This window comes from Ferrimicrobium sp. (genome assembly GCF_027364955.1).
Lineage (GTDB): Bacteria > Actinomycetota > Acidimicrobiia > Acidimicrobiales > Acidimicrobiaceae > Ferrimicrobium.
On sequence record NZ_DAHXOI010000003.1, the window covers coordinates 181,660 to 204,108 of the forward strand.

At 59.3% G+C, this 22,449-nt stretch carries 23 protein-coding genes and 1 pseudogene; 23 read left to right on the plus strand and 1 reads right to left on the minus strand.

Annotation, left to right across the window (positions count from 1 at the left end; genetic code table 11):
* The first annotated feature begins 65 nt into the window (after positions 1-65).
* The 11 genes and pseudogenes from pyrF (at position 66) to M7Q83_RS03685 (ending at position 11,884) form a co-directional block, all read left to right on the plus strand.
* Positions 66-764 (plus strand): orotidine-5'-phosphate decarboxylase, encoded by a 699-nt coding sequence (gene pyrF, locus M7Q83_RS03635; protein WP_298335472.1) that lies wholly within the window; start codon positions 66-68, stop codon positions 762-764.
* 71 nt (positions 765-835) lie between these two features.
* Positions 836-1,171, plus strand: a complete 336-nt coding sequence (gene mihF / locus M7Q83_RS03640; RefSeq protein ID WP_298335474.1) for an integration host factor, actinobacterial type — start codon at positions 836-838, stop codon at positions 1,169-1,171.
* A gap of 14 nt (positions 1,172-1,185) precedes the next feature.
* Positions 1,186-1,734 (plus strand): hypothetical protein, encoded by a 549-nt coding sequence (locus M7Q83_RS03645; protein ID WP_298335525.1) that lies wholly within the window; start codon positions 1,186-1,188, stop codon positions 1,732-1,734.
* 309 nt (positions 1,735-2,043) lie between these two features.
* On the plus strand, positions 2,044-2,328 hold the full coding sequence (rpoZ, locus tag M7Q83_RS03650) for a DNA-directed RNA polymerase subunit omega (protein WP_298335476.1): 285 nt from the start codon (positions 2,044-2,046) through the stop codon (positions 2,326-2,328).
* 25 nt (positions 2,329-2,353) lie between these two features.
* A pseudogene (gene coaBC / locus M7Q83_RS03655) lies at positions 2,354-3,523 on the plus strand (bifunctional phosphopantothenoylcysteine decarboxylase/phosphopantothenate--cysteine ligase CoaBC); the annotation flags it as partial.
* 33 nt (positions 3,524-3,556) lie between these two features.
* A complete protein-coding gene (gene metK, locus M7Q83_RS03660) occupies positions 3,557-4,744 on the plus strand; it encodes a methionine adenosyltransferase (RefSeq protein WP_298335478.1) in 1,188 nt (395 codons plus the stop codon).
* The gene (locus tag M7Q83_RS03665; protein ID WP_298335479.1) at positions 4,734-6,776 is read left to right on the plus strand and encodes a hypothetical protein; all 2,043 of its coding nucleotides are present in this window, start codon (positions 4,734-4,736) and stop codon (positions 6,774-6,776) included. The genes metK and M7Q83_RS03665 overlap by 11 nt, the downstream gene beginning before the upstream one ends.
* 126 nt (positions 6,777-6,902) lie before the next feature.
* Positions 6,903-8,672 carry an SCO family protein gene (locus M7Q83_RS03670; protein WP_298335481.1) on the plus strand — a complete coding sequence of 590 codons (1,770 nt, stop codon included), beginning with the start codon at positions 6,903-6,905 and terminating at the stop codon, positions 8,670-8,672.
* 73 nt (positions 8,673-8,745) lie between these two features.
* On the plus strand, positions 8,746-9,885 hold the full coding sequence (locus M7Q83_RS03675) for a hypothetical protein (protein ID WP_298335483.1): 1,140 nt from the start codon (positions 8,746-8,748) through the stop codon (positions 9,883-9,885).
* 687 nt (positions 9,886-10,572) lie between these two features.
* Entirely contained in the window at positions 10,573-11,451 is an 879-nt protein-coding gene (locus M7Q83_RS03680; RefSeq protein ID WP_298335485.1) for an alpha/beta fold hydrolase, read from the plus strand.
* A 256-nt stretch (positions 11,452-11,707) separates the two neighbouring features.
* On the plus strand, positions 11,708-11,884 hold the full coding sequence (locus M7Q83_RS03685) for a hypothetical protein (RefSeq protein WP_298335486.1): 177 nt from the start codon (positions 11,708-11,710) through the stop codon (positions 11,882-11,884).
* A 7-nt stretch (positions 11,885-11,891) separates the two neighbouring features.
* Here M7Q83_RS03685 and speB read toward each other — a convergent pair whose 3' ends face one another.
* Positions 11,892-12,833, minus strand: a complete 942-nt coding sequence (gene speB / locus M7Q83_RS03690) for an agmatinase (protein ID WP_298335488.1) — start codon at positions 12,831-12,833, stop codon at positions 11,892-11,894.
* Between the two features lie 88 nt (positions 12,834-12,921).
* Here speB and def point away from each other — a divergent pair, with 88 nt between their 5' ends.
* The 12 genes from def (at position 12,922) to M7Q83_RS03750 (ending at position 21,883) form a co-directional block, all read left to right on the plus strand.
* Positions 12,922-13,413 carry a peptide deformylase gene (gene def / locus M7Q83_RS03695; protein ID WP_298335490.1) on the plus strand — a complete coding sequence of 164 codons (492 nt, stop codon included), beginning with the start codon at positions 12,922-12,924 and terminating at the stop codon, positions 13,411-13,413.
* A gap of 2 nt (positions 13,414-13,415) precedes the next feature.
* Positions 13,416-14,291: a methionyl-tRNA formyltransferase gene (locus M7Q83_RS03700; RefSeq protein WP_298335492.1), complete on the plus strand. Its 876-nt coding sequence runs from the start codon at positions 13,416-13,418 to the stop codon at positions 14,289-14,291.
* A 530-nt stretch (positions 14,292-14,821) separates the two neighbouring features.
* Complete coding sequence (locus M7Q83_RS03705; protein WP_298335494.1) at positions 14,822-15,304, plus strand: MogA/MoaB family molybdenum cofactor biosynthesis protein; 483 nt, start codon at positions 14,822-14,824, stop codon at positions 15,302-15,304.
* On the plus strand, positions 15,301-16,449 hold the full coding sequence (ribD, locus tag M7Q83_RS03710; protein WP_298335496.1) for a bifunctional diaminohydroxyphosphoribosylaminopyrimidine deaminase/5-amino-6-(5-phosphoribosylamino)uracil reductase RibD: 1,149 nt from the start codon (positions 15,301-15,303) through the stop codon (positions 16,447-16,449). Before M7Q83_RS03705 ends, ribD begins: the two co-directional genes overlap by 4 nt.
* A gap of 280 nt (positions 16,450-16,729) precedes the next feature.
* Positions 16,730-16,972 carry a ribbon-helix-helix protein, CopG family gene (locus tag M7Q83_RS03715; protein ID WP_298335498.1) on the plus strand — a complete coding sequence of 81 codons (243 nt, stop codon included), beginning with the start codon at positions 16,730-16,732 and terminating at the stop codon, positions 16,970-16,972.
* 42 nt (positions 16,973-17,014) lie between these two features.
* Positions 17,015-17,137 (plus strand): hypothetical protein, encoded by a 123-nt coding sequence (locus M7Q83_RS03720; protein ID WP_298335500.1) that lies wholly within the window; start codon positions 17,015-17,017, stop codon positions 17,135-17,137.
* Positions 17,138-17,332, plus strand: a complete 195-nt coding sequence (locus M7Q83_RS03725; RefSeq protein ID WP_298335502.1) for a hypothetical protein — start codon at positions 17,138-17,140, stop codon at positions 17,330-17,332.
* A 751-nt stretch (positions 17,333-18,083) separates the two neighbouring features.
* On the plus strand, positions 18,084-18,680 hold the full coding sequence (locus tag M7Q83_RS03730; protein WP_298335504.1) for a riboflavin synthase: 597 nt from the start codon (positions 18,084-18,086) through the stop codon (positions 18,678-18,680).
* A complete protein-coding gene (locus M7Q83_RS03735) occupies positions 18,677-19,891 on the plus strand; it encodes a bifunctional 3,4-dihydroxy-2-butanone-4-phosphate synthase/GTP cyclohydrolase II (protein WP_298335506.1) in 1,215 nt (404 codons plus the stop codon). Before M7Q83_RS03730 ends, M7Q83_RS03735 begins: the two co-directional genes overlap by 4 nt.
* Before the next feature lie 276 nt (positions 19,892-20,167).
* Positions 20,168-20,689 (plus strand): 6,7-dimethyl-8-ribityllumazine synthase, encoded by a 522-nt coding sequence (gene ribH / locus M7Q83_RS03740; RefSeq protein WP_298335508.1) that lies wholly within the window; start codon positions 20,168-20,170, stop codon positions 20,687-20,689.
* A gap of 3 nt (positions 20,690-20,692) precedes the next feature.
* Positions 20,693-21,568 (plus strand): ATP phosphoribosyltransferase, encoded by an 876-nt coding sequence (hisG, locus tag M7Q83_RS03745; protein WP_298335510.1) that lies wholly within the window; start codon positions 20,693-20,695, stop codon positions 21,566-21,568.
* Positions 21,569-21,883 carry a hypothetical protein gene (locus M7Q83_RS03750; protein WP_298335512.1) on the plus strand — a complete coding sequence of 105 codons (315 nt, stop codon included), beginning with the start codon at positions 21,569-21,571 and terminating at the stop codon, positions 21,881-21,883.
* The last annotated feature ends 566 nt before the right edge of the window (positions 21,884-22,449 follow it).

Sequence of the window (22,449 nt, forward strand, 5' to 3'; positions counted from 1 at the left end):
ACTGGGAGGATGTCGATCATCTTGGCAGTGCATGAAGTCCTTAGGTAGGGTAGCGAGAGGGAGTGATGGGAGAAGCAATGCATGCACCAACACGAGAACGCTTTGCGTTAGCGTTGGATCGTGATGACGCCGTCGCGGCGCTTCGATTGGCGAGTGGTCTTCGCGAGTATTTTGCGATTGCGAAGGTGGGTCTGGAACTATTCACGGCAGCCGGTCCCTCGGTGGTTTTTGCGCTCAGGGAGGCAGGGTTCAGGGTTTTTATCGATCTTAAGCTCCACGATATTCCTACGACAGTGTATCGTAGTGCTCGTGTCTTGGGGTCACTCGGACCGGCCTTTGTCACCATGCACGCCGTTGGCGGTGTAGAGATGTTGCGCATGGGTGTCCAGGGGTTGATGGAGGGTGCGACCAATGCAGGGGAGGATATGCCCATTGCCCTGGCGGTAACGGTCTTGACCTCCGAGCCAACCGAGGAGGAGGGCCGGCTTGAGACGCGCATCTCGACGGCGCTCGCGGCAGGCGTCCAGGGTTACGTTGCAGGCGCAGAGGATCTGGGCGTGACAAGGAAAGTTGCACCGAGGATGATCTCGATGGTCCCTGGTATTCGTGCAGCGGGTGGCCCGGCTCACGATCAGACACGTTCGGCCACCGTCAAGGAGGCCTTCGCAGCGGGAGCCGACTATCTCGTCATCGGGAGGATGATCACCGAGGCAGCGGATCCGATCGCGGTCGCAGCGTCCCTCCTGACGGGACTCGAAGGGTAAGAAAGCTGGGTTTTTACTGTTTTCTTGTCAAAACGGTCCCTTTGTGCCCTGGTGTCTGCTAATTTGCGGTTATGCCATTGCCACCACAGTTGACACCAGAACAGAGGGCCGCAGCACTTGCAAAGGGTGCTGAGGTGAGAAGGGCCCGTGCCGAGGTGAAGGAACGCCTGAAGTTAGGGAGCTTGCCACTAGCGGACTTGCTCGCTGACGCTGAGAACGATGAGGTCGTCGGGAGGATGAAGGTGCTTTCGGTGCTTGAATCGCTTCCAGGGATCGGTAAGGTCAAGGCCCGTAGGATTATGGAAGATATCGGCATCGCCGAGACTCGACGTGTCCAGGGGCTAGGAGCGGTGCAGCGCAAGCGTCTCATTGAGGAGACCAAACGCAAGCCTCCCGTCGAGGAGTAGGATCAGGGCCACTGATCGTCGTCCTCTGTGGACCCGGAGGGGTCGGTAAGGGGACGGTCGCAGGTGAGGTGGTCAAACGACTTCCGGTATTGTCACTCTCTCGGTCGTGGACGACCAGGGAAGCCAGACCCGGTGAGTCGGCCGATGCCTATACGTTCGTGAACCGCGAGCAGTTCTTAGCGGCTGCTCGCGATGGCTTCTTTCTGGAGTGGGAAGAGTTCAACGGGAATCTCTATGGGACCCCGCGTGTCTCTCCTCAGCCTGGAAGCGTGCTCCTTTTGGAGATCGATGCCAAGGGAGCGCGTACGGTCCGACACCTCTCGCCCGCTGCGCTGATCATCGGCCTTGAACCACCTTCGTTGGCGACGTTAGGTGAACGGATGGCCCAGCGAGGTGATGACTCCCGCCATATTGAGCGTCGGCTTGCCATTGCCGCCGAAGAGATGAGCGTCGCGCGAGAAGTCGCCGATTGGATAGTCATCAACAACGACCTTTCCGATACTGTCGATGCGGTGGTAGAGAGGATCCAGGCTTGGCTTATTATCCATAGGGAGAACGGCTGACGCCGGGCATGGCTAGGTACAACCGGTGACATCACTAGGTGCGCAGCGTGCCGCTTGCCGTACCATCGATGCCAACCTGATGATGCCAAACCTGAGGGTGCTGGCCGACACGGTTGCTCTACGGATTGAGCCACCACGAGGATGGGCAGTGTCCCGAGTCGGTTGGTGTTGAGTTGGGATGCGTCTCGCCGGCGAGTGGTGTCAGCTGGTTTGCCGGTGATAAAGCACTAGGATTAATGAGACATGGGTGGCCTGTGGTTTGTGTCGCTCGCCTGACCAGTAGTCTTCGACCACATTGAGGAGTTAACTATGGAACGTTCGAGATCGATGCTTATGCCACCGATCGAGGTTCTCCTCGAAGAGACGGGATCGAAGTTCATCCTCGTCTCTCTCGCAGCGAAGCGAGCTCGCCAGATCAATGAGTACCGCAGTCGGCTCGGCGATGGTCTCGGAACACTGATCCCACCGCAGATGGAGTCCGATGCTGCGAAGTCACTCTCGCTCGCCTTCGACGAGATCGCTGCCGGTAAGATCGTCCCCGAGTTTCGCGAGGAAGTAGTCGAGGAGCCGATCGACGACGACGAACCAGAGTAGTAGTCGCAGCCCGCGTGTCGTAGTCCTCATCACCGGGGGTGTCGCGGCATTCAAGTCACTTGAGGTCATTCGGACGCTGATCGACTCGGGCTACGAGGTTGAGACGGTCCTGACGGAGGCGGCAGAGCAGTTTGTCGGGGCCCAAGCCGTAGCCGGAACGGCCCATAAGTCCCCCTACCGTGCAATGTTTGGGGCCTCACCATCCCCGCATACCGAGTTGGCCGAGTGGGCCGATCTCGTGGTGGTGGTGCCAGCCACCGCCGATTTCTCGGCCAAGATGGCCAATGGTTTTGGGGATGATCTTGCTTCGACACTGATCCTGGCCTTTGATGGCCCCGTGGTGCTCGCACCAGCGATGCATTCGGCGATGTGGGAAGCCAAGGCTACCCAACGTAGCATCGCCACCTTGATCGCAGATGGTGTGCATGTCATTGGACCGACACAGGGTCGACTTGCCGGTGGTGACGTCGGTGTTGGACGTCTCGTTGATCCTTCGTGGATTGTTGAGGCGGTCCGGTACTGGCTCGAACCGACTGCGGTGTCGTTGGCGGGTTGGCGGGTAGTGGTGTCGGTTGGCGGCACTCGCGAACCGATCGACGCTGTGCGCTACATCGGCAACCGTTCGAGTGGACGGCAGGGCTACGCACTCGCCCAGGTAGCAGCTGTCGCCGGTGCGTCAGTACGTTGTGTTGCCACTGTGGATCCGCCGATACCCCCTGATCTGTTCGAGGTGGTATATGTCGAGAGCGCGGAGGAGATGTTGGCGGCCATGCGCAGCGCTCAGTCGGAGGCTGACCTGTTGATCATGAGTGCTGCTGTCGCCGATTTCCGAGTCGCTGAGCCCTTCGGTGGTAAGGTCAAGCGGGCCGATCGGAAGCGACTGGAGTTGTCGTTGGTCGCGAACCCGGATATCTTGGCTGAGCTCGTTGCCCATCGTACCGAAGGGCAGCTCATCGTCGGATTCGCGGCTGAGGTTGAGAGACTCGAGGAGAGCGTGACCCATAAACTCGCTGCCAAAGGTGTCGATCTCATGGTTGGTAACAACGTGGCTGCTGCAGGGTCAGAGTTTGGTTCCATGACCAATGCGGTCTATCTCCTCGATCGCCTAGGGCGTTCCCAACACGTGCCTCTTGCCGCAAAGACGGAGGTAGCACGCGCCATCCTCGCGGCGATTGCAGCACTGGCTGAGGTCTAGACTGATCACAGATCTGTAACTGTTGGGAGCATTATGCGTTCATACCTATTCACTTCGGAGTCCGTGACCGAGGGACACCCGGACAAAATGGCTGATCAGATCTCTGACGCCATTCTCGATGAGATACTCGCACAAGACCCGGTCTCTCGCGTCGCCTGTGAGACGCTCCTCACCACCGGTCTCGTCGTCGTAGCGGGGGAGATTACCACCGAAGGCTATGTGGACATCCCGAAGATCGTACGTCGCACGATCTGCGATATCGGTTATGACAATGAGACCTATGGTTTTGACGGCAACACCTGTGGTGTGGTGGTCTCTCTCGACGAGCAGTCACGTGACATCGCGAACGGTGTGTTGACGGCGTACGAGCGGCGAGCTGGTCAGGGAGATCCACTCTCGTCACTCGGAGCCGGTGATCAGGGGATGATGTTTGGGTTTGCCTGTGATGAGACCCCTGATCTGATGCCGTTGCCGATCTGGATTGCTCACCGCCTCGCACAGCGGTTGACGGAGGTGCGACGTGCGGGACTGTTGCCGTACCTGCGCCCTGATGGTAAGACACAGGTCACCGTCGAGTATGAAGGGTATCGTCCGGTCCGCATCGATAAGGTGCTGATCTCCACCCAGCATCAGGCGGGAATCGATCTCGAGACACTGCTGAAGCCAGACTTGACTTCGATCGTCATCGAACCAATGCTTCCTCGTGGTATCGACGTTGAAGGCATGGAGGTGTTGACGAACCCCACTGGCCGATTCGAGATCGGTGGACCCCATGCGGATACTGGTCTTACCGGTCGCAAGATCATCGTCGATACCTATGGTGGTGCCGCAAGGCATGGCGGCGGAGCCTTCTCGGGGAAGGATCCCTCAAAGGTCGATCGATCAGCTGCTTATGCGGCCCGTTGGGTTGCCAAGCATGTGGTCGCCTCGGGAGCGGCGAGTCGCTGCGAGGTCCAGATCGCCTATGCGATCGGTGTCGCCCACCCGGTCTCCATCATGGTCGATACCTTTGGCACTGAGGTCGTCGACCCCGCCAAGATCGAGGCGGCGATCCGCACGATCTTCGATCTGCGACCTGCCGCCATTATTGAGGCCCTTGATCTTCGTCGTCCCATCTATCGACGCACCGCCGCCTATGGACACTTTGGTCGCACTTCGGCGGGTTTTACCTGGGAGGAGACCTCGCGATTGGATGCCTTCAAGGCGGAGCTTGGCCTCTAGCGTCGTTGAAGTCGTTGTCGAGATAGTCGGACGGCCAGGACCATACCGGTATCGCTGGCCGACCCAACTCGGTGCCCCTGAACTTGGCGATGAAGTCATCGTCGAACTACAGACCCGGAGAATTGCCGCATGGGTGGTTGCGATCGCTGCCGATGACTCTTCGGCTGAGCTCAAGGAGGTCCTGCGACGTCGCCGCCCAAGCGTCAATCGCCGTGTCTTTGAACTAGCACTGTTAGCGTCGCGGTGGTACGTCTGCTCACCCGTCTACTTTCTTCGCAAGTCGAGGAGTCGCCGAATACGAGATGCAGTCTCCGTGTTGGCGGTGTTGCACGAGCGTGCCGTCGACGGGGTGGGGCATCCAATCGACGGCACCCAAGCTGGCGTCGCGCGCAGCGGCGCCTTGACTGATGCGACCCATGAGGTTGGTAAGGGTGATAACGCTTTCGGCGGCAGCGACACCAATGTCACCAGTGCAAATGCCGGTAGTGTGAATGCCGGCAGTGTGAATAGCGCTGTTCAAGGCCCTAACGCTCCCCACCGCACCGGCAGGCTGGGTAGAGGATACGAAGGGGATAACGAGGCCCCGTTGTGGTATGGTGCCCTTAGCCCAATATTCCCTTGGCCAGTCGCATTAGCGCCTATCGATCTCCTTTGGCATGCGATCGGGGTCAGTTCGGTAGAGGCTGCGCTGACCTATGTGCGAGCGCATGCGGGGGCCAACGGCATTATCGTGTGCCCGACGCAACGCCAACGCGAGCGGATGTTGCTGGCGCTGATACAAGAGGGTCACAACGCAGGTGATGTGGAGGCTGATTGGTCCAAGATCGCGTTGGGGGAGATCGAAGTCGTCGTGGGAAGCCGTTTTGCTGCCTTTGCTCCCATGGACCCGCTTGACTATCTTGTCGTCTTAGATCCTGTCGACCCAAGCATGCGAGAACAGTCCTCTCCGTACGCCAGTGGCCTCGAGGTCACCCGTCTACGAGGTGCCCTTGAGGGGGTCCGAGTAACGGTCATCACCGCGGCTCCACCGCTTGCGGTGGCGGCCAACGCGAAGGTCTATCGCGAACCGTTTCGGGTTGAGGCGCAACGGTGGCCGCGATTCGATGTCATACGGACCGCAGAACTCGATCCGGGCCGCGGCGTGGTCGGTGCGATCATCGATCGAGGTTTGGGACGCGACCGGTCGCGGCGCTTAGCGGTGATCGTGCCGAGTTCTGGTTGGCGCGGTTGGCTCCGTTGTCAGAGTTGTCAGACACTACAGCGCTGCCCAACGTGTCACATTCCCCTTGCACCACTGCACCTCGAGGTAGAGCGTCCGGGGGTGAGTGAACGCCTTGCGTTGGTGCGACACGGGATGGTCGTCGATGCGATGCGGTGTGCGAGTTGTCAGGATCGCTTTCCGCTGCGCTGCCTCCAGTGCGCAAGTCGGAAGATAGCCATGAGTTCGCTCTCGGCGGAACGGGTGCGCGCATTGCTGGCTGGCGCCACCAACGTCGCAGTGGAGATGATCACCGGCGATGACGATCCCTCGCCGACATGGAAGATCGTCGTTGGTGGCTATGGCTTGCTCGACCGCATTGAAAAAAGTGACGTGGTCGCGCTCCTGAACGTTGAGTCCTTCTATGGTGTCACCTCCTTGGAGGGTCTCGCACTGGCGCTCTATTATTGCAATCGCGGCGCGGCGCTCGCTGAACATGTTCTCCTCTTCACCGATGGCGCCGACGATGATCTCCTCGTTGGCCTCACCGCACGCAATCTTCGACCGCTCTATCGAAGGGAACTGGCGTCGCGCCAACGTTTGGGATTGCCTCCATCGAGGTCCATCGCTCGGTTGAGCGGACTACGGGCTCGCCAGCTTGTGGATGCACAACCGCGAGAACTGTTCGAAGGCATTGAGGTGATCATCGAGTCTGATTCGAGCTGTCTGTTCGTTGCTGATAACAGTATTGACCTGCATGAACGTCTGGCCAAGGGCAACTGGCCAAGCGATAGCCGCAGCTGTCGCTTCTGCTTTGACCCGTTGGAGTTGTGAGAAATCTGAAGGTTTTCGGTATACAGATGGCACCATCCCCGAGGTCGAGGTTCTTGGTTGCTGGGGCGAATACGGTAGAATTGGCACAGTCGCGGCTCGCGCCGTGGATGCATAAAGGAGTAAGAGATGCCTGGGATGGGGAATCCGAGCCTTGGCTCATTTGGGCTAGCGGCTCCGTTCTATCACCGTGTCGCGCTGGAGGCACTGTTGTTGGCGGTGATCGCCTTTGTATTGATCGCTGCGCGTTTCCTGCTTTATGGCACTGCGTTTCGTAGCACGCCGGCACTCGCGGTACGGGGTGGGGACGAAGCCGGTGTCGCCGTGCGGGTGCCAGAGCCGCGTGCACGTGCCGTCTTACGTTATGGGTTTGGTGCCCTCTGGGTTCTCGATGGACTGCTGCAGCTACAGAGTGCCATGCCTTCGTCGATGATCTCCCAGGTCGTGCAGCCAAGCCAGGTGGGGCAACCTCATTGGTTGGTCGCCCTTATGGGGTGGGGGACCGACGCCTGGATCCGTCACCCTATCTGGTCCGCTTCTGGGGTGATTTGGATTCAGATTGCAATTGGCCTCTGGCTCCTCCTGGGCCGCGAGGGTTGGTTCGCCCGCCTTGGCTATGTCGTTGCCGCCGCATGGGGCCTCTTTGTCTGGGTCTTTGGTGAGGCGATGGGGCAGACCTTTGGTCACGGTGGTTCCTGGCTCTTTGGCGCTCCTGGTGGGGTGTTGTTCTATGTTGCCGCCGCGCTGATCCTTCTCGCGCCCTATGCCTGGTGGCAGCGTGACAAGCTTCCCCGCTGGGTGCTGACTGGTATCGGGGTGATGTTGGTCGCTTTTGGGATCCAGGAGGCGTTGCCTGGCCGAGGCTTTTGGAGCTTTCAGATCCCTAATATGGTCAAGTCGATGGCGGCCGTTCCCCAGCCCGCCATCATCGCCGGGAGTCTACGAGGATTCCATCGCCTTTTGGGCGCGCATGGTAGCGAAGTCCTCAACGGCCTGACGGTGGCGATACTTGTCGTGGTTGGTATCTCATTGGTTACGCGGCGAGGTCTGCGAGTGAGCGTCCCCGTCTTTGCCGTCTTCTCCATCTTGGTTTGGTGGTTCATTCAAGATCTTGGTTTCCTTGGAGGTACCGGCACCGACCCCAACTCGATGATCCCCGAACTGCTTCTCGTGATTGCGATGGTGATGGGACTCTCCTACGCCGAGGTGCCCGAGCGTGCGCCGGTACATCTCTGGCCGGAGACCCTAGGTCAGGCGGGTCGACTCTTCGGGGTGTGGGTCGTCGTTCTTGCCGCCGTCGGCTTGGTGCCGCTTGGGTTCTCGGCGGTCGATACCAGCTACTCGATCGAGGCGGCACTCGCAACCTCTGGTGCACCCTTCCAGATCGATCGGCCAGCGGCTCCTTTTGCGCTGCTCGATCAGTCTGGCACTCCTGTCTCATCAGCCCAGTTCAAAGGCAAGACGCTGATTGTGACCTTTTTGGATCCGGTCTGTACCGACACCTGCCCGCTCATCGCCTCTGAGCTTCGAGAGGCCGATGAGCAGCTCACTCCGGCCGAGCGAGCCAATACGGATGTGATTGCTGTCGCGGCTAATCCAATCTTTCACTCGGTGAGTGCGGTACATCTGTTTACCGACCGTGAGGGCATGGCAACCTTGCCGAACTGGTACTTCCTTACCAGCCCTTCGCTCAAGACCCTGGCTGCCGTGTGGCAAAACTATGGTGTCGGCCTCTCAGTGCCCCAGAATGGGGTGATGATTGTTCACCCGGACCTGGTCTATATTGTCAATTCCGCAGGGGTGGAGCGGTGGATGATTCCCGCGGATCCCTCCGACACCAACGCGATCCAGTCGAGTTTTGCCTCCTTGGTGGATTCGCTTGTGAAGGGAGTGCAGTGAACCAGCCCCGATGTCAGGACTTGGTCCATCCTACTGTCCGATTGTTTAGCGCATGGAGTGAGGGCATCGCCCAGTGAACGTCCGCCAGTTTCTGAAATTGACCCTTTCGCTGGGGGCAGGCAGTCTTGTCCTGGCAGCGTGTGGCGGCACATCGAGTGCGACCAGTTCTTATCGAACGCGCCATCCACTTGCCGCGAACTACGCGACGGTGCTCGAGTCGCCATCAGGCAATCTCTACACCGAGGCGCAGGCGTACCAGCATGGACAGGTCCTTGAGGCCAAGGATGGCGTCCTCCGCCTGATGACACCAGAGGGTGTCTCTACTCGTGGGGGAGTTAGCCTTGCGCTGACCCCGGGTGGGGCGACCAGCTGGGCTGCGGTGATGGCACAGCTCGAGCTCTACGTGAGCCCGATCTACGTCGGCCCAATCGATCACTGGAATGCCGCTGAACTCCCCACTGCAGTCGCCCCCTTCCCCGGATCAGTCTTACCAGTTGATGCCAAGAGCGCTGTAGCGATCGTTGGTTCGAAGTCGCATGGAGCCAGTCATCAGGAACTCGTCAGGATCTCAGCGACGGGTTCGGTGACTCAGATGCTGGCCACCAACCCAACCCTCGAACACCTCGCAGCAACTGCGCACTGTTCGACTCCGACCTACGAGAGTCTCACCGGGTCCTTCTCCGATCCGGTGCTGCTCGCTATGTGTGGTTCGGGTTCAGAGGTGGCGTTGGTGTCACCGCTTGCTGGTGATGCCTTCGCCGATCGCGCACCAAAAGGATTCAGATATCTCGGAGTCTCAGCACTGTCGGAACTCGCCGGCACTTCCGAGGAAGTAGCGGCGGCGGTGGTGAGGCCCGTTGGGGATGGAACTGACCAGGTGGAGCTGGTTGGGCTGGGGGCTGGGACTTCGATGGCCAAGCTCCATGGACGTCCTATTCAGTCTCCCTCCTTCGCGGTCTCTGCGAGTGACGAGTGGGTACTGGTGCCGTTGGCGGGAGGAAAGAGCCAAGTGATCGAGTTCTCGCGGACTGGTTCCGTCCTCGCGGATCTGGTTGGACCGAATGAGGGCCAGGGTATCGGGGTCTCCAATGGGGGCCATGCCCTCGTCGTCGCGGCGAATCCGAATGACACCACGATCACGCTTTGGCGTGATGGAACGAGCGGATTTGTCAAGAGCGGTTCACTCTCGGTTCCAGAGGGTGTGAACGGTTAGTGCCAATCACGCGATGTGTGGGCGTGACGCCGCTGCTACCAGGTTGGTCCGCTGGATCGTAGCGCATCAAGCTGCCCTCAGCTGTCGACTAGCCGTTTGAGGTCTATCACGATCATTGGCAGGGCCCCGACATCGAAGGACCTTGATTGAGGATCGTGATGAATGAGCTCGAGTCATAGGGCGCCGCGGGATCTCGGCTGAACGAGGCACCGAGGGGTCTCGATGGAATGAGCAAATGCTCCAGGAACGCCCCTGATCATCCTCGACGAGATGTAACCGACGGACTGTGGCTTTGACGAGATGAAAAATCCGTCGATCACGGAGTATCGTTGTGGTTGACGGTAGCTGGTGTGACGATGCCATCTTGCTTTGAGGCAAACGGACGCTGAGGTTGAGAACGGCGAGATGGTCGAGGTCCTCTCTGGGCTCGTGAATTAACGGCGTTGGTCGCTCGGGTTCTCGTCTGACCAGCAGGACCCGAGCCCCTTACTTCAGGGTTCCTTACTTCAGGGTTCCTTACTTCAGGGTTCCTCGCTCCAGACAGAGGTAGGTCACCGCTCGTGGACGGCCCACCCATTGACAGGGAGACGACTTTGGGAAAAGCCCAGATGAAACGCTCTGCGCAAGACCTTGAGGAGAGTTTGGGGTAGGTTAGCATGATACTGACGGTCGAGAGGGGTGACAACCGTGAATCAGACGCTGGTGCTCGATGATGGGCGGATACTTGAGTACTTTGACTCGGGTCCAACAGATGGGGCGGTGTTCATTTCGCATCATGGCACCCCAGGCTGTGGCGACCCAAACGCGAGAGAACTGCAAGCCGCATCTCAACTGGGAGTACGGTTGATCGCGCCAAGTCGGCCCGGGTACGCTGGCTCGTCTCGATCTGCGGGACGAACCATCGCCAGCATAGCGAGCGACGTGAGGGAGCTGCTCGATGCCCTTGGGATCGCCAAGTGCTCCACCTATGGGGTCTCCGGCGGTGGTCCCCATGCGCTCGCCTGCGCTGCCCTCCTTCCTGATCGTGTGAACCGCGCAGCCTCGATCGCCGGAGTTGGGCAATGGGGTCAAGATGACCTTGACTTTCTTGCCGGCATGGGAGAGGACAACCTGATTGAATTTGGTGCGGCAGCGACTGACCATGCCGAGCTACTCACCCTACTCACCCAACAACGCGATGCCATGATGGTTGCTGGATTATCTGAGGTGCTGGAGAGTCTGTCTACGCTCCTGCCCCCGGTTGACGTCACTGCTGCGAGAGAACTCGGCAACTATCTGGTCGAGAATTTTCAACGAGCGTTGCATAACGGGGTCGATGGCTGGTTTGATGACGATCTTGCCTTCACCCAACCCTGGGGCTTTGATCTCTGGACCATCGCCATCCCGGTGAGCATCTGGCAAGGTGGGCAGGACCTCATGGTCCCAGCCGCTCATGGCCGGTGGCTCGACAACCACACCCCCATCGCACAGCTTAACTTCGAGCCAACCGAGGGACACCTCTCGGTGCAGCTTCACAAGGTGCCGACGATCTTTGCCTGGTTGGCCGAGTCTGATACCGCTCGGTAATTGAAGGGCGAGTAAGCAGACAAAGATCGAGGTGGCTTGGCGAACCGTTCCTCGGATAGCCCCGGCGTATGACCATCCACCGAAAAGTCAGGGAGCGGACAGGTTGAGGTCGACCCGCGTATCGGTAGGTCGTGCGTGAATCACCTCAATTCGAGGCGTGGCTTGCGAGCTCGGCTGAGGAACTCGCTCTACAGTGAGGTACCATTTCGTCAGGAATAGGATGCTCCTTTGTCGTTGTCCGGCCGCAGCCAAGGCGATGGAGAGGTTGGGCGATTGGACTACCCTTACCGCTTTCGGGAGCAACCTCTCTGTCAATACTCTCTTTACCGCCGAAGGTATCTCCCCAAAGGCGGATCCCAAGACAAGCCTCGAGGTCACCCGGATTCATCACTATGGTCGGGTGGCCGCAGTCCTTGCCCGACGTGGTGGGTGAAGGAAGGCTAGGACATGGTTGCGGTCATGAGTCCAATCATGGTGTAGATAATGTGACTGGCTGCGATCGCGGTGATCTCAGCGTGGTCGTAACTCGGTGAGACCTCAACGAGGTCGGCACCGACGAGGTTGATGCCCCGAAGTTGGCGAAGGAGTTTGAGCACGTCTCGAGAGCTTGGACCGCCGGCCTCGGGAGTGCCGGTGCCCGGAGCGGCGCTTGGATCGAGCACGTCGATATCGATAGAGAGATAGACCGGCGCATCGCCGATGCGCTCTTTGATGCGGGCCCCAAGGTCAGGGATCGACACATCGACGAGCTCATCCGAGGTGATGATCTGAAAGCCGAAGCGGGCATCGTCGTCAAGGTCGCCAGCGCCATAGAGTGACCCCCGGGTACCGACGTGAAAGCTCCGGTCTTGGAGCAAGAGCTCCTCCTCGAAGGCGCGGCGAAAGGGTGTTCCGTGGGTATAGGGGGCGCCGAAGTAGGTGTCCCAGGTGTCGAGGTGAGCGTCGAAGTGGATGAGCGCGACCGGTCCGTGTCGTTTCGTGACCGCTCGTAACAGGGGAAGGGCGATCGTGTGGTCACCGCCGAGGGTAACAAGGCGATCAACGTGGGTCTGGAGTTCCCCAGCACGTGCTTCGATGGTCGCGATCGCCTCGTCGATGGAGAAGGGGTTGATCCCCATGTCACCAGCGTCAGCCACCTGGACCTTGCCAAAGGGGAAGAGATCCATCGCTGGATCGTAGGGCCGTAGCAGCTGCGAACCGGTCCGGATCGCGAGCGGGCCAAAGCGCGCGCCGGGCCGATAGGAGACGCCAGCATCAAAGGGAGCGCCAACGATGGCGATTCCGGCAGCACCTACTTCGGCCAAGGTGGGGAGACGAGCAAAGGTGGTCGAGTTGGAGAAGCGAGGCTCCTGAAGTGAGTTGCGTGGTCCGATGGGTTCCATTGGTGACTCCTTGGGGTTGATGGGCCGAACGGTTGACTTTGATGATCGATGTTGGCGATCGACTTCACTGCCTACTAGCCTAGAACCCGTGGCAATCCTCGCTATCCGAACCATTGGTGACCAGGTTCTCGCGAACCGGTCGACTGAAATTGAAACCTTCGACGCTGCCCTTCAGCGGTTGATCGACGATATGTTTGAGACGATGTACGATGCGCCAGGGGTCGGTCTCGCCGGTCCCCAGGTTGGCGTGGGTAAGCGCCTATTCGTCTACGACGCCGGCGACGGCCCCGAGGTCTTTATCAACCCTGAACTCATCGTCGCTGACGGTGATTGGGTCTACGAAGAGGGATGCCTCTCGGTACCGAACTACTGGTGGGAGATCCATCGGCCGGGACATGTGGTGATGCGTGGTCTGGATCGAGACGGGAAGCCCCAGGAGGTTGAGGGAGAAGGTCTGCTCGGACGGGTACTCCAGCATGAGTACGACCATCTGGAGGGCAAGTTGCTCATCACACGACTCACGGACGAGGAGCGCAAAGCCTTTCACCGCACTATGCGAGAGAAGCTGATCGACTCCTAAGCGTGCGCATCGTATTCTTTGGAACCGGCGCAGTCTCTACTGCGTATCTCACGACGCTCCTGGATGGCGGTTTCGATGTGGTTGCGGTGGTGACAAAGCAGCCAAAGCGACGCACCAGGAATGGCTCGCCAGAACCGACGCCGGTTGCCCAGATCGGTATGCAGGCTGGCCTGAATGTTTTGACGACGCTCGGCGATCTCGGAGATCTTGCCTTCGATCTCGGTGTCGTCGTATCGTATGGTCGGATACTGCCAGCGGCGTTGGTGGATGCGCACCCGTTGCTCAATGTTCACTACTCGCTCCTCCCTGCTTTTCGGGGAGCGGCCCCAGTCGAGCGCTCAGTGCTCGCTGGCGGGTTGGCCAGTGGGGTAACGTTGATGCGTCTCGTCCACGAGATGGATGCGGGGCCAGTCTATGCAGCTCAGCCGGTCGAGATCGAGGGTCTAGGATTGAGCGAGGCCTATGCACGGTTGACTGCGGCGGGTTGTCAGCTGATGGGTGACTGGCTTGTCCGCCGTGATAGTTGGCTTGAGGAGGCGGCCCAACCCCAGGTAGGCTTGGCAACCTACGCCCCAAAGATCACCGATGGGGACCTTCTCATCAGGAGTTATGAGTCAGCGCTGCAGGGTTATCGCCGTCATCTGCTGGGGCGGGCCTACTTCTACGCTGGTCCCAAGCGGATACGCCTCGTCAAGGCCCACATCGAGGAGGGAGAGACGGGTTCTTCACTCGGCACCATCGTCGAGGGCAAGATCCAGATGGCCAAGGGGCTGTTGGTTCCAGAACTGGTGCGACCTGAGGGTCGATCGACGATGAGTTTTGCCGATTTTCTCCGGGGTAGCGCGGTCGAACGCATCGGTACCCGCCCCGAGCAATAGTGCCATCGCTGGGGCGATGCGCCGCCATTGTCCCGATCACTGCACCTACCCTTTGGCGAGCACAGTCGAACCAATAGGAGCAGTGCCGCGAGAGAGGAACCACGAGGTTTGCGCGCTGAGCGAAGGCGAGAACCTTTGGTTCTCTGGAAGATAGTGCCGGGCCGCGCCAACGAGCACCCTGGCTATGAGTGGCGTATACTTGGGTAGCTATCCTGGGGAACGGCTGGATGGCCGTTCGTCCTGGCTTGTGTTGGACCCGGTCATCTCGGAGTGATCAACGACAGAGGTGAGATCACGCTGAGGGCGGTCGGTGATCGATCTGCCCCCTGTTCAATCGGTAGCGAGACGGATTGGCTTGGCGAACGGTTGTCATCGCGGCGATTTGCTAGTCGAACCTTGACAGACAGAGGGCGCTAGGCCAGAGACAACACCAGGACGCACGAAGACAAGAGAGCACGACAACAAAGAGGGTACTGTGGTAGAGGGGAGGCACGGCAGAAGCGCCGTGCCAGTATTGGAGGATGCAGTCGATGCCAGCGGTCAAGATAGTGACAGTCTCTGATGGAGTGATCGCCGGGACGCGCGAGGATCGCTCCGGCCAGGCACTCCATGAGCGCCTCAGCGGTCTTGGGTACGAGGTCGCGGACCGAATAGCCGTCGCGGATGGCGCTGAGAATGTAGCCTCGACTCTCCGGGGTGCAGCTGCCGGATTTGCGGGATTGATCGTGACCACAGGAGGTACCGGGTTTGGTCCCCGTGATCTCACCCCGGAGGGCACACGAGAGGTGCTCGATCGTCTTGCTCCCGGTCTCGCGGAGCAGATGCGTGCGGCGAGTCCGCTGGGCGGGCTCTCACGCGGGGTTGCGGGAACTCTTGGATCCTGCTTGATTTTGAATCTACCGGGTTCTCCACGTGGAGCGATCGAGTCACTCGATGCGGTCGCACCCCTACTGGAGCATGCCCTTGGGCTCATTGCGGGGGGCGATACCGAGCATCCTGTCTCCAGCCGATGAACGATACTGAATTGATGAGGCGGGCCCTCGCCTTGGGTCGGCGTGCGCGTCACGGATCGCCTCCAAACCCTTGGGTCGGTGCGGTCGTCGTGGCGGATGGAGGGGTCGTTGGGGAGGGTTGGACCCAACCCCTGGGTGGTCCCCATGCCGAGGTCGTCGCACTTGGCGAGGCCGGTGAGCGGGCTAAAGGGGCGACGATGTACGTGACCTTAGAGCCCTGTTCTCATCATGGGCGGACGCCACCGTGTGTTGATGCGATCGTGGCCGCTGGAATACGTCGGGTGGTTGCCTCGATCGTCGACCCCGATCCGCGGGTGGCAGGGCGTGGTTTTCTTGCCCTGCGAAGAGCAGGCGTGGCGGTTGAGGTTGGGGTGGAGTCCACCCAGAGCGTGCAAGAACTCATCCCGTACCTCGTGCAGCGACGCCTTGGCAGACCCTGGGTCCGGGCTAAGGTGGCGATGACCCTTGATGGGAGGGTGGCCGATCGAACCGGAGCCTCACAATGGATTACCTCTCCAGCGGCACGAGATCGCGGGCATGAACTTCGGGCGGAGTCCCAGGCGGTCGTCGTAGGGGCCGAAACGATGGAGGCGGATCATCCACTCCTGACCGCTCGGCCTGGAGGTGGTGAAGCCCCAACTCAGCCAGAACGGTGGGTTTTTGCTCATCGGAGCCTCTCGTATTGCACCCCAGGCGTCCAGGTGAGCACCGCTGCACCCCAGGAGTTCCTCGACGATCTGGGCTCGCGTGGAGTGTTGAGTGTCCTCATCGAGGGTGGACCGACGCTTCATGGCTCCTTCTTTGCTGAAGGCCTCGTTGATGAGGTTTATGTCTATCTCGCTCCGATGATCTTTGGTGATGATGAGGCAAAGGCTGCCTTCCATCTGCCCATCGGTCGACTCCTGGTCGATCCGATGCAGCTGATCCCCATGGGAATGCAATCGGTGGGTGCCGACATCGAATTGCGCTTTTGGAGCGGGCGGGCCAATACCGTGGCCGCTGCACTGAACGCTGAGCTTAGCCATGAGAGCGTTTCCGATGTGGACCAGTCGGGAGCTCATATACGTGAAGGAGCCAGTGTTTTGCCCCAGTGGTCATCCATTGGTGAGTGTTCCACCCACACCTCCTCCCCCGATGAGGCCTGAGTGTGTCGTCGGCGTCGCCGACTAGCGTTCATGTGGTGAGCTGCGACTAGCTGGTTGAGTACGGCTCCCTCAGGTTGGTAGACAACGCCAATGCTCGGCCAAGGATGAGAGACCTCTCGCAAGGGCGACGCCGTGAACTCTGTGTTCGCGATAGTAAGGCAAGCGGTGGGTCTGCATCGCGGACCCTGGGTGCCGACGCTCGGTCCTTCTTGGGGCGTCTTGTCGAGAAGGGATATACACCAGTGCTTGTAACGGAATGTAAGTTCGCTTTGCTGAAACCATGAATACACGTACTACTACTATCCGCCTCCCCGGCACCACGGCTGAGGCCTTGGAGGTCGTCGCCAGAGCCGATAACCAGTCGGTCTCCGAGGCTGTCCGGCAAGCTGTCGTAGAACACATCCGTATGCGTCGAGCGGATCCGGATTTTCAGCAGAGTCTTCAAGGCATGCTCGAATCCCAGCGCGAAGTGTTCGAGGTGGCTCGCAGACCTTTGACCGAATACGTGGACCTGGGCGACTAGCTGGGAATCGCTGCGTTGATTCTTGGTATTGACGGGGAAGCGATGACCAAGGGCGTTGGTATCGGCTTGGCAGAATCTGCCTTAGCCGCACCTCGAGCATCGTTCGGAGGTATCGAGTTCCACCCACAACTCGATCAGAAGGCAGCTGTGCTACTGGAACGATGAGTGAAGAACCATCCGTTGCCTGACGGTAACAAGCGTTCCGCCTGTCTCACAATGTGGAGATGTATCCTGATCAATGGCTGTACCTGGACCCTGAACGATGCAGACGATATCGTCGCAACCATTGTCCGCGTTGCTACTGGGGAGATACGCACCGAGGAGCTGACGCAGTGGATCGCGTCAAATATCGAGAAGTAGGTCGCTGATCGCAGGTGGCGTTCGCGCTGACAGCCCGAGAGTGAACCCCTCGACAACCCGCTGATCTTGCCATAGTCGACAAGCTATATGAAACGGGCTAGTACGCCCTCCCGGCAACGCAATCTGGCGTTGTAACAGTTGGCGTGTAGAAATGCTATAACGATCCATGACAATGCGGTTGGCGTAGTACCCTTGCTGTGTCATCGGAGGCCTTTGGGAGTGGTTGCTGTCATCAAGACCCGGATGGAGGAGCCAGTCAGGGGATACACGACTACCTGATCATCTCTCGACCGGAATGCTTTGCTGCACCTTCTCGAGATTCCGGATGAACTGGTGAATACCACAGATGTAGCTACTGCTTGTTGTGGAGTCATCGAACGTTGCTTGCAGCTTTTGTGACGCGAAAAGAGTCTGGTGGGGGAGTTGCGAGGACCGATTATTGTCGCCTTGAGCAGGGGCTCGAGATTTCGCTTCGCCATAGGTTCCCCGGCGCGACGACCCCTCATCAGTACCATAGAGGTCATTAGATGAAGGAGATAGCCGATAGCGTTCGTGGTCCTGACGTCCAGAGGTAGGCACAACAAGGATGTATACCTCTCGCTTGGCACAGACAACAGTTCAGATGCCGGGTATCACTTCAGTGTACCCTCCCGACTCGTCCGTTCTGAGCTGGGGAAATCGCGTTCGTTCACGCTGGTCGAGTCTTGCCGACCGAGACAAACTAGGCTGGAGTAGCTGGAGAGCCGAAGGGATGGAATCGATGTTCTCAGGGATTGTCGCCACGACGGTCACCTATCTTGGGCAGGGTGACGATGGTGTGCATCGTTTTGCGCTCGGTGAGTGGAGGCCCACCATCGAGCTAGGCTCCTCGATCTCCTGTAACGGCGTCTGTTTGACGGTCGTTGAGGTGAGCCAAGACTCCTTCGGGGTGGAGATCATCGAAGAAACCATGCACCGCAGCACGTTTTCGAACCTTGAGGTGGGCGCACGAGTCAATGTTGAGCAGAGCATCACCGCTGCCACGCTGCTCGATGGTGGTATCGTGCAGGGGCACGTCGATTGCATTGGCCGTGTCACCCAGGAAGGCCCAGGGCTCGGGGTAGCGTTTGACCCTCGTTTCGATGCGTTGGTGGTGGAAAAAGGAGGCATCGTATTGAACGGTGTCAGTCTGACGGTGACGGCGATCGGAGAGGGCAGTGCCAGTGTGGCGTTGATCCCTGAGACCCTGCGCCGCACCAATCTCGGCGATCTCGGGGTCGGAGATCCGCTCAACATCGAGTTTGATATTATTGGGAAGTACCTCGTGCGCCAACGTTCGCTCGAGCAACGGGAGGCGTGGAGTCAGTGAGTTTTCATCCTATTGAAGAGGCGATCGCCGCAATTGGTCGAGGCGAGATTGTGCTGGTGGTCGACGATGAGAATCGTGAGAATGAAGGTGACCTGATCATGGGTGCCGAGTTCGTCGATGCCGAGAAGATCTCCTTCTACCTCGCCCACACCTCTGGTCTCATCTGTGTTCCACTCACCGGTGAGCGACTCGACGAACTCGACATCCCGCTGATGGTGGAGAACAACACCGAGTCTCACTTGACCGCCTTTACCGTTTCGGTGGATGCGAAGCGCGCCGTTACCACTGGGATCTCGGCTTACGATCGGGCCAGCACCATCCGTGCCCTTGTGGATCCATCCACCAAGCCATCGGATTTGACGAGGCCTGGGCACGTTTTCCCACTGCGTGCCCGTGATGGTGGGGTGTTGCGCAGAGGTGGACACACCGAAGCGGCCGTTGATCTCGCCCGTCTTGCTGGCATCACCCCTGCCGGGGTGATCTGTGAGGTGGTGACCGAGGACAAGCAGAATATGGCACGCCTCGATGAACTCACCAAGTTCGCCGAGACCCATGGACTGGTGCTGATCTCGATCGCTGATCTCATTCGCTATCGGGCCGCCAACGATACCCTGGTCAAGCGTGTTGAGGGTGCCACCGCCCGCATCCCAACGGCCTACGGGGACTTCACCGGCATCGCCTATCAGTCGATCCTGGATGGGGAACAACACGTTGCCCTGGTCTTGGGTGACATCGACAATGGTGATCCTGTGCTGGTCCGGGTGCACTCAGAGTGTCTGACGGGCGACGCCTTCGGTTCGTTGCGCTGCGACTGTGGTCCCCAACTCCATCGATCGATGGAGATCATCACCGAGGAGGGTAGGGGGGTCATCGTCTACTTGCGTGGCCATGAGGGCCGCGGTATTGGACTGGCCCACAAGCTGCGGGCGTACCAACTCCAAGAACAGGGTCTCGATACGGTCGAGGCCAATGAGGCGCTTGGCCTGCCGGTGGACTCGCGTGATTATGGCATCGGCTCGCAGATCCTCGTCGACCTCGGGGTTACCAAGATGCGGCTCTTGACCAACAACCCGACTAAGTATGGAGGACTCTCTGGTTTTGGACTCGAGATCACCGAGCGCGTTCCACTGATCATTGAACCGCAGGCGGAGAATGCCAAGTATCTCCAGACGAAGGCGACAAAGATGGGACATCTCCTCGACCTTGGGTAAGGGCCGGGGTCTTGTCGATCCAGATGGAGAACGAGCGGTGCTGTGCACCAGAGAGAGCTATCTCGGCCGGTACGATGTCTCCGGTACGATAAAGAGGGTTGTAGTGGGTACCAACCCACTGCAGAACTGGAGTAGTACCGACTAGGCGGCAAGGACACCGCGCTGTGGATTGAGCTGGTATGAAAGTTTGGTCGGCATTGGATGCATGCAAGACGAGGAGACGAGCCCATTTGGGTACTTTGACCCTCGGTCGCAGAACTCGAAGAGGGAATTGAGATGGCAGGATATCAAGGACACGACCGTAGTGATGTTGGAACGAATTACGAGGAGTTGACCGGTCAGCTGCACTACCAGAGCGGTGACCGCTTCGGAATCGTCGCCTCCGAATTCAATCGGGTGATTGTTGATCCGCTACTGGCGGGAGCCCGAGCAGGCTTTCACACGGTCGGCGCCCAAGACTCAGCGCTGACGGTGGTGTGGGTCCCCGGTGCTCTTGAGATCGTGGGGGCGATCCGCCAACTCCTCGTGAGTCGATCGCTCGCTGGTGTCATCGCCGTGGGTGCGGTTGTTCGGGGCGAGACCAGTCACTATGACGTGGTAGTGAACCAGAGTGCTGGCCAGCTGATGACCCTCGCTGCTAGTGCCGATGTCCCGATCGTCAACGCGATTCTGACGGTCGAGAACATCGAACAGGGCCTGAACCGAGCCGGAGGCAAGGACGGAAACAAGGGCTTTGATGGCGCGCTCTCGCTAGTTCGCCTCGTCGACCTCTATCGCCGACTCGCAAAGGAGTCATAGTCAGTGCTAAGGATTGTCGTTCCAAAGGGGAGCCTTGAGCGGGCTACTTTTGCGTTGTTTGCGGAGGCAGATCTGCCGATCGAGCGCAGCAGTGAGGTCGATTACCGGGCGACGATCGACGACCCACGAGTGCGTGAGGTGCGAGTTCTACGTCCCCAGGAGATCCCCACCTACGTGGCTGAGGGGCTCTTTGACCTCGGCATCACCGGTCGCGATTGGATCAACGAGACCCAAGCTGAGGTGGTCTCGCTCGGTGAACTTCGCTACTCGAAGGTGACCTCTCGACCGATTCGGGTTGTGCTAGCGGTGGCTGCTGATAGCGAGGTCCACGAGGTGAGTGATCTGCACGATGGTGTTCGGGTGGCCACCGAGTACCCAGAGCTCACCCGTCGGTTCTTTCGCGAACACGGCGTTGAGCCGGTGATCCTGCTCTCCTACGGCGCCACTGAGGCCAAGATACCAGAGATCGCCGACGCCGTCGTTGAGATCACGGAGACGGGAAGGGCATTGCGCGCGGCCGGACTGAGGATCATCGATACGGTTTTGGTCTCTTACACTGAGCTCATTGCGAACCCGGTCAGTGCCGCTAATCCTGAGAAGCGCCACGCGATGGAGCAACTCCAGACGTTGTTATTGGGGGCCTTGTCCGCTCGTGATCGGGTGCTGGTCAAACTCAATGTTGGGGGTGATCATCTCAGCGATATCATCGAGGCGTTACCGGCGATGAAGTCACCGACGGTTTCACAGCTTTACAAAGAGAGTGGTTTTGCTGTGGAGGCGGTGGTGCCTCGCTCCGCGATCAACCTGCTGATCCCCCTCCTCAAAGACCGGGGTGCTACCGACATCCTCGAGCTCCCACTCTCGAAGGTTGTGCCGTAGATGGGGTGGCTGACCCGACGATTCGGTCGTGGCGACTCAGCCGTTGCAGGAGCCGACGGAAGGCCACGTTCGCCCTTCCCAACCGCACTGTTCGACCAGAATCAGCTGATCGAGGGTGAGGTGGTGAGCTTTGACCCCCATGTCGGGCTCGGTATGGTGCGACTCGATGTCAAGCCAGCGCGCGAGGTACGTTTTCACTGCATCACGATCGATGATGGATCACGGACCATCGGGGTTGGCCGACGGGTCACGGTGCGTCTCAAACCCTCCTTTGGTGGAGAACTCGAGGTAGCGGCGCTGCACAAGTTGGGGTGAGTTCCGCAGCTGGGGGGCCATTCTCACGCGGACAGCCGGACCTTCGTGGGTATCGCTGCGTCGAAGACTCACATCACTGGTGATGCGATCTACGAGTTTGGGAGCTGAACGGTAGGCTGGTATGAGCTGTCCAACCATGTCAGTGGGGTGACGGGCCACCTTCTCCTAGGCTAACAAGCGCTGCCGACTCACGCGTTTCCCGGCCATGGCTAGGTAGTGGTTCTGGCACAACGTGGAGTCAGATTGCAGGCAAATATACGACACCATGGTGGACTCGTTCTCCCCAATGTTTGTTAGCGGATATCCACAACTGCACAATGGCGGCCAAAGAATTGCACGCTGGCGGCCACCAAAACTGCATGGCATTGGAGGGGACCTAGAGGCCTAGGTGCAGGCGAATGCGCACCCACAACAACCCTAGGTCTCAGTATCAGTGTGTGCGCGGCTAAAAAAATAAATCAATGAGGGCGAGAAGGCAGAGATGTTGGAATGGCTACCTACGATGAAACGGTGCAAGACAAGACAACCCAAGAGGTGACGGTCCCACCCAAGGCAACAAGACGGGT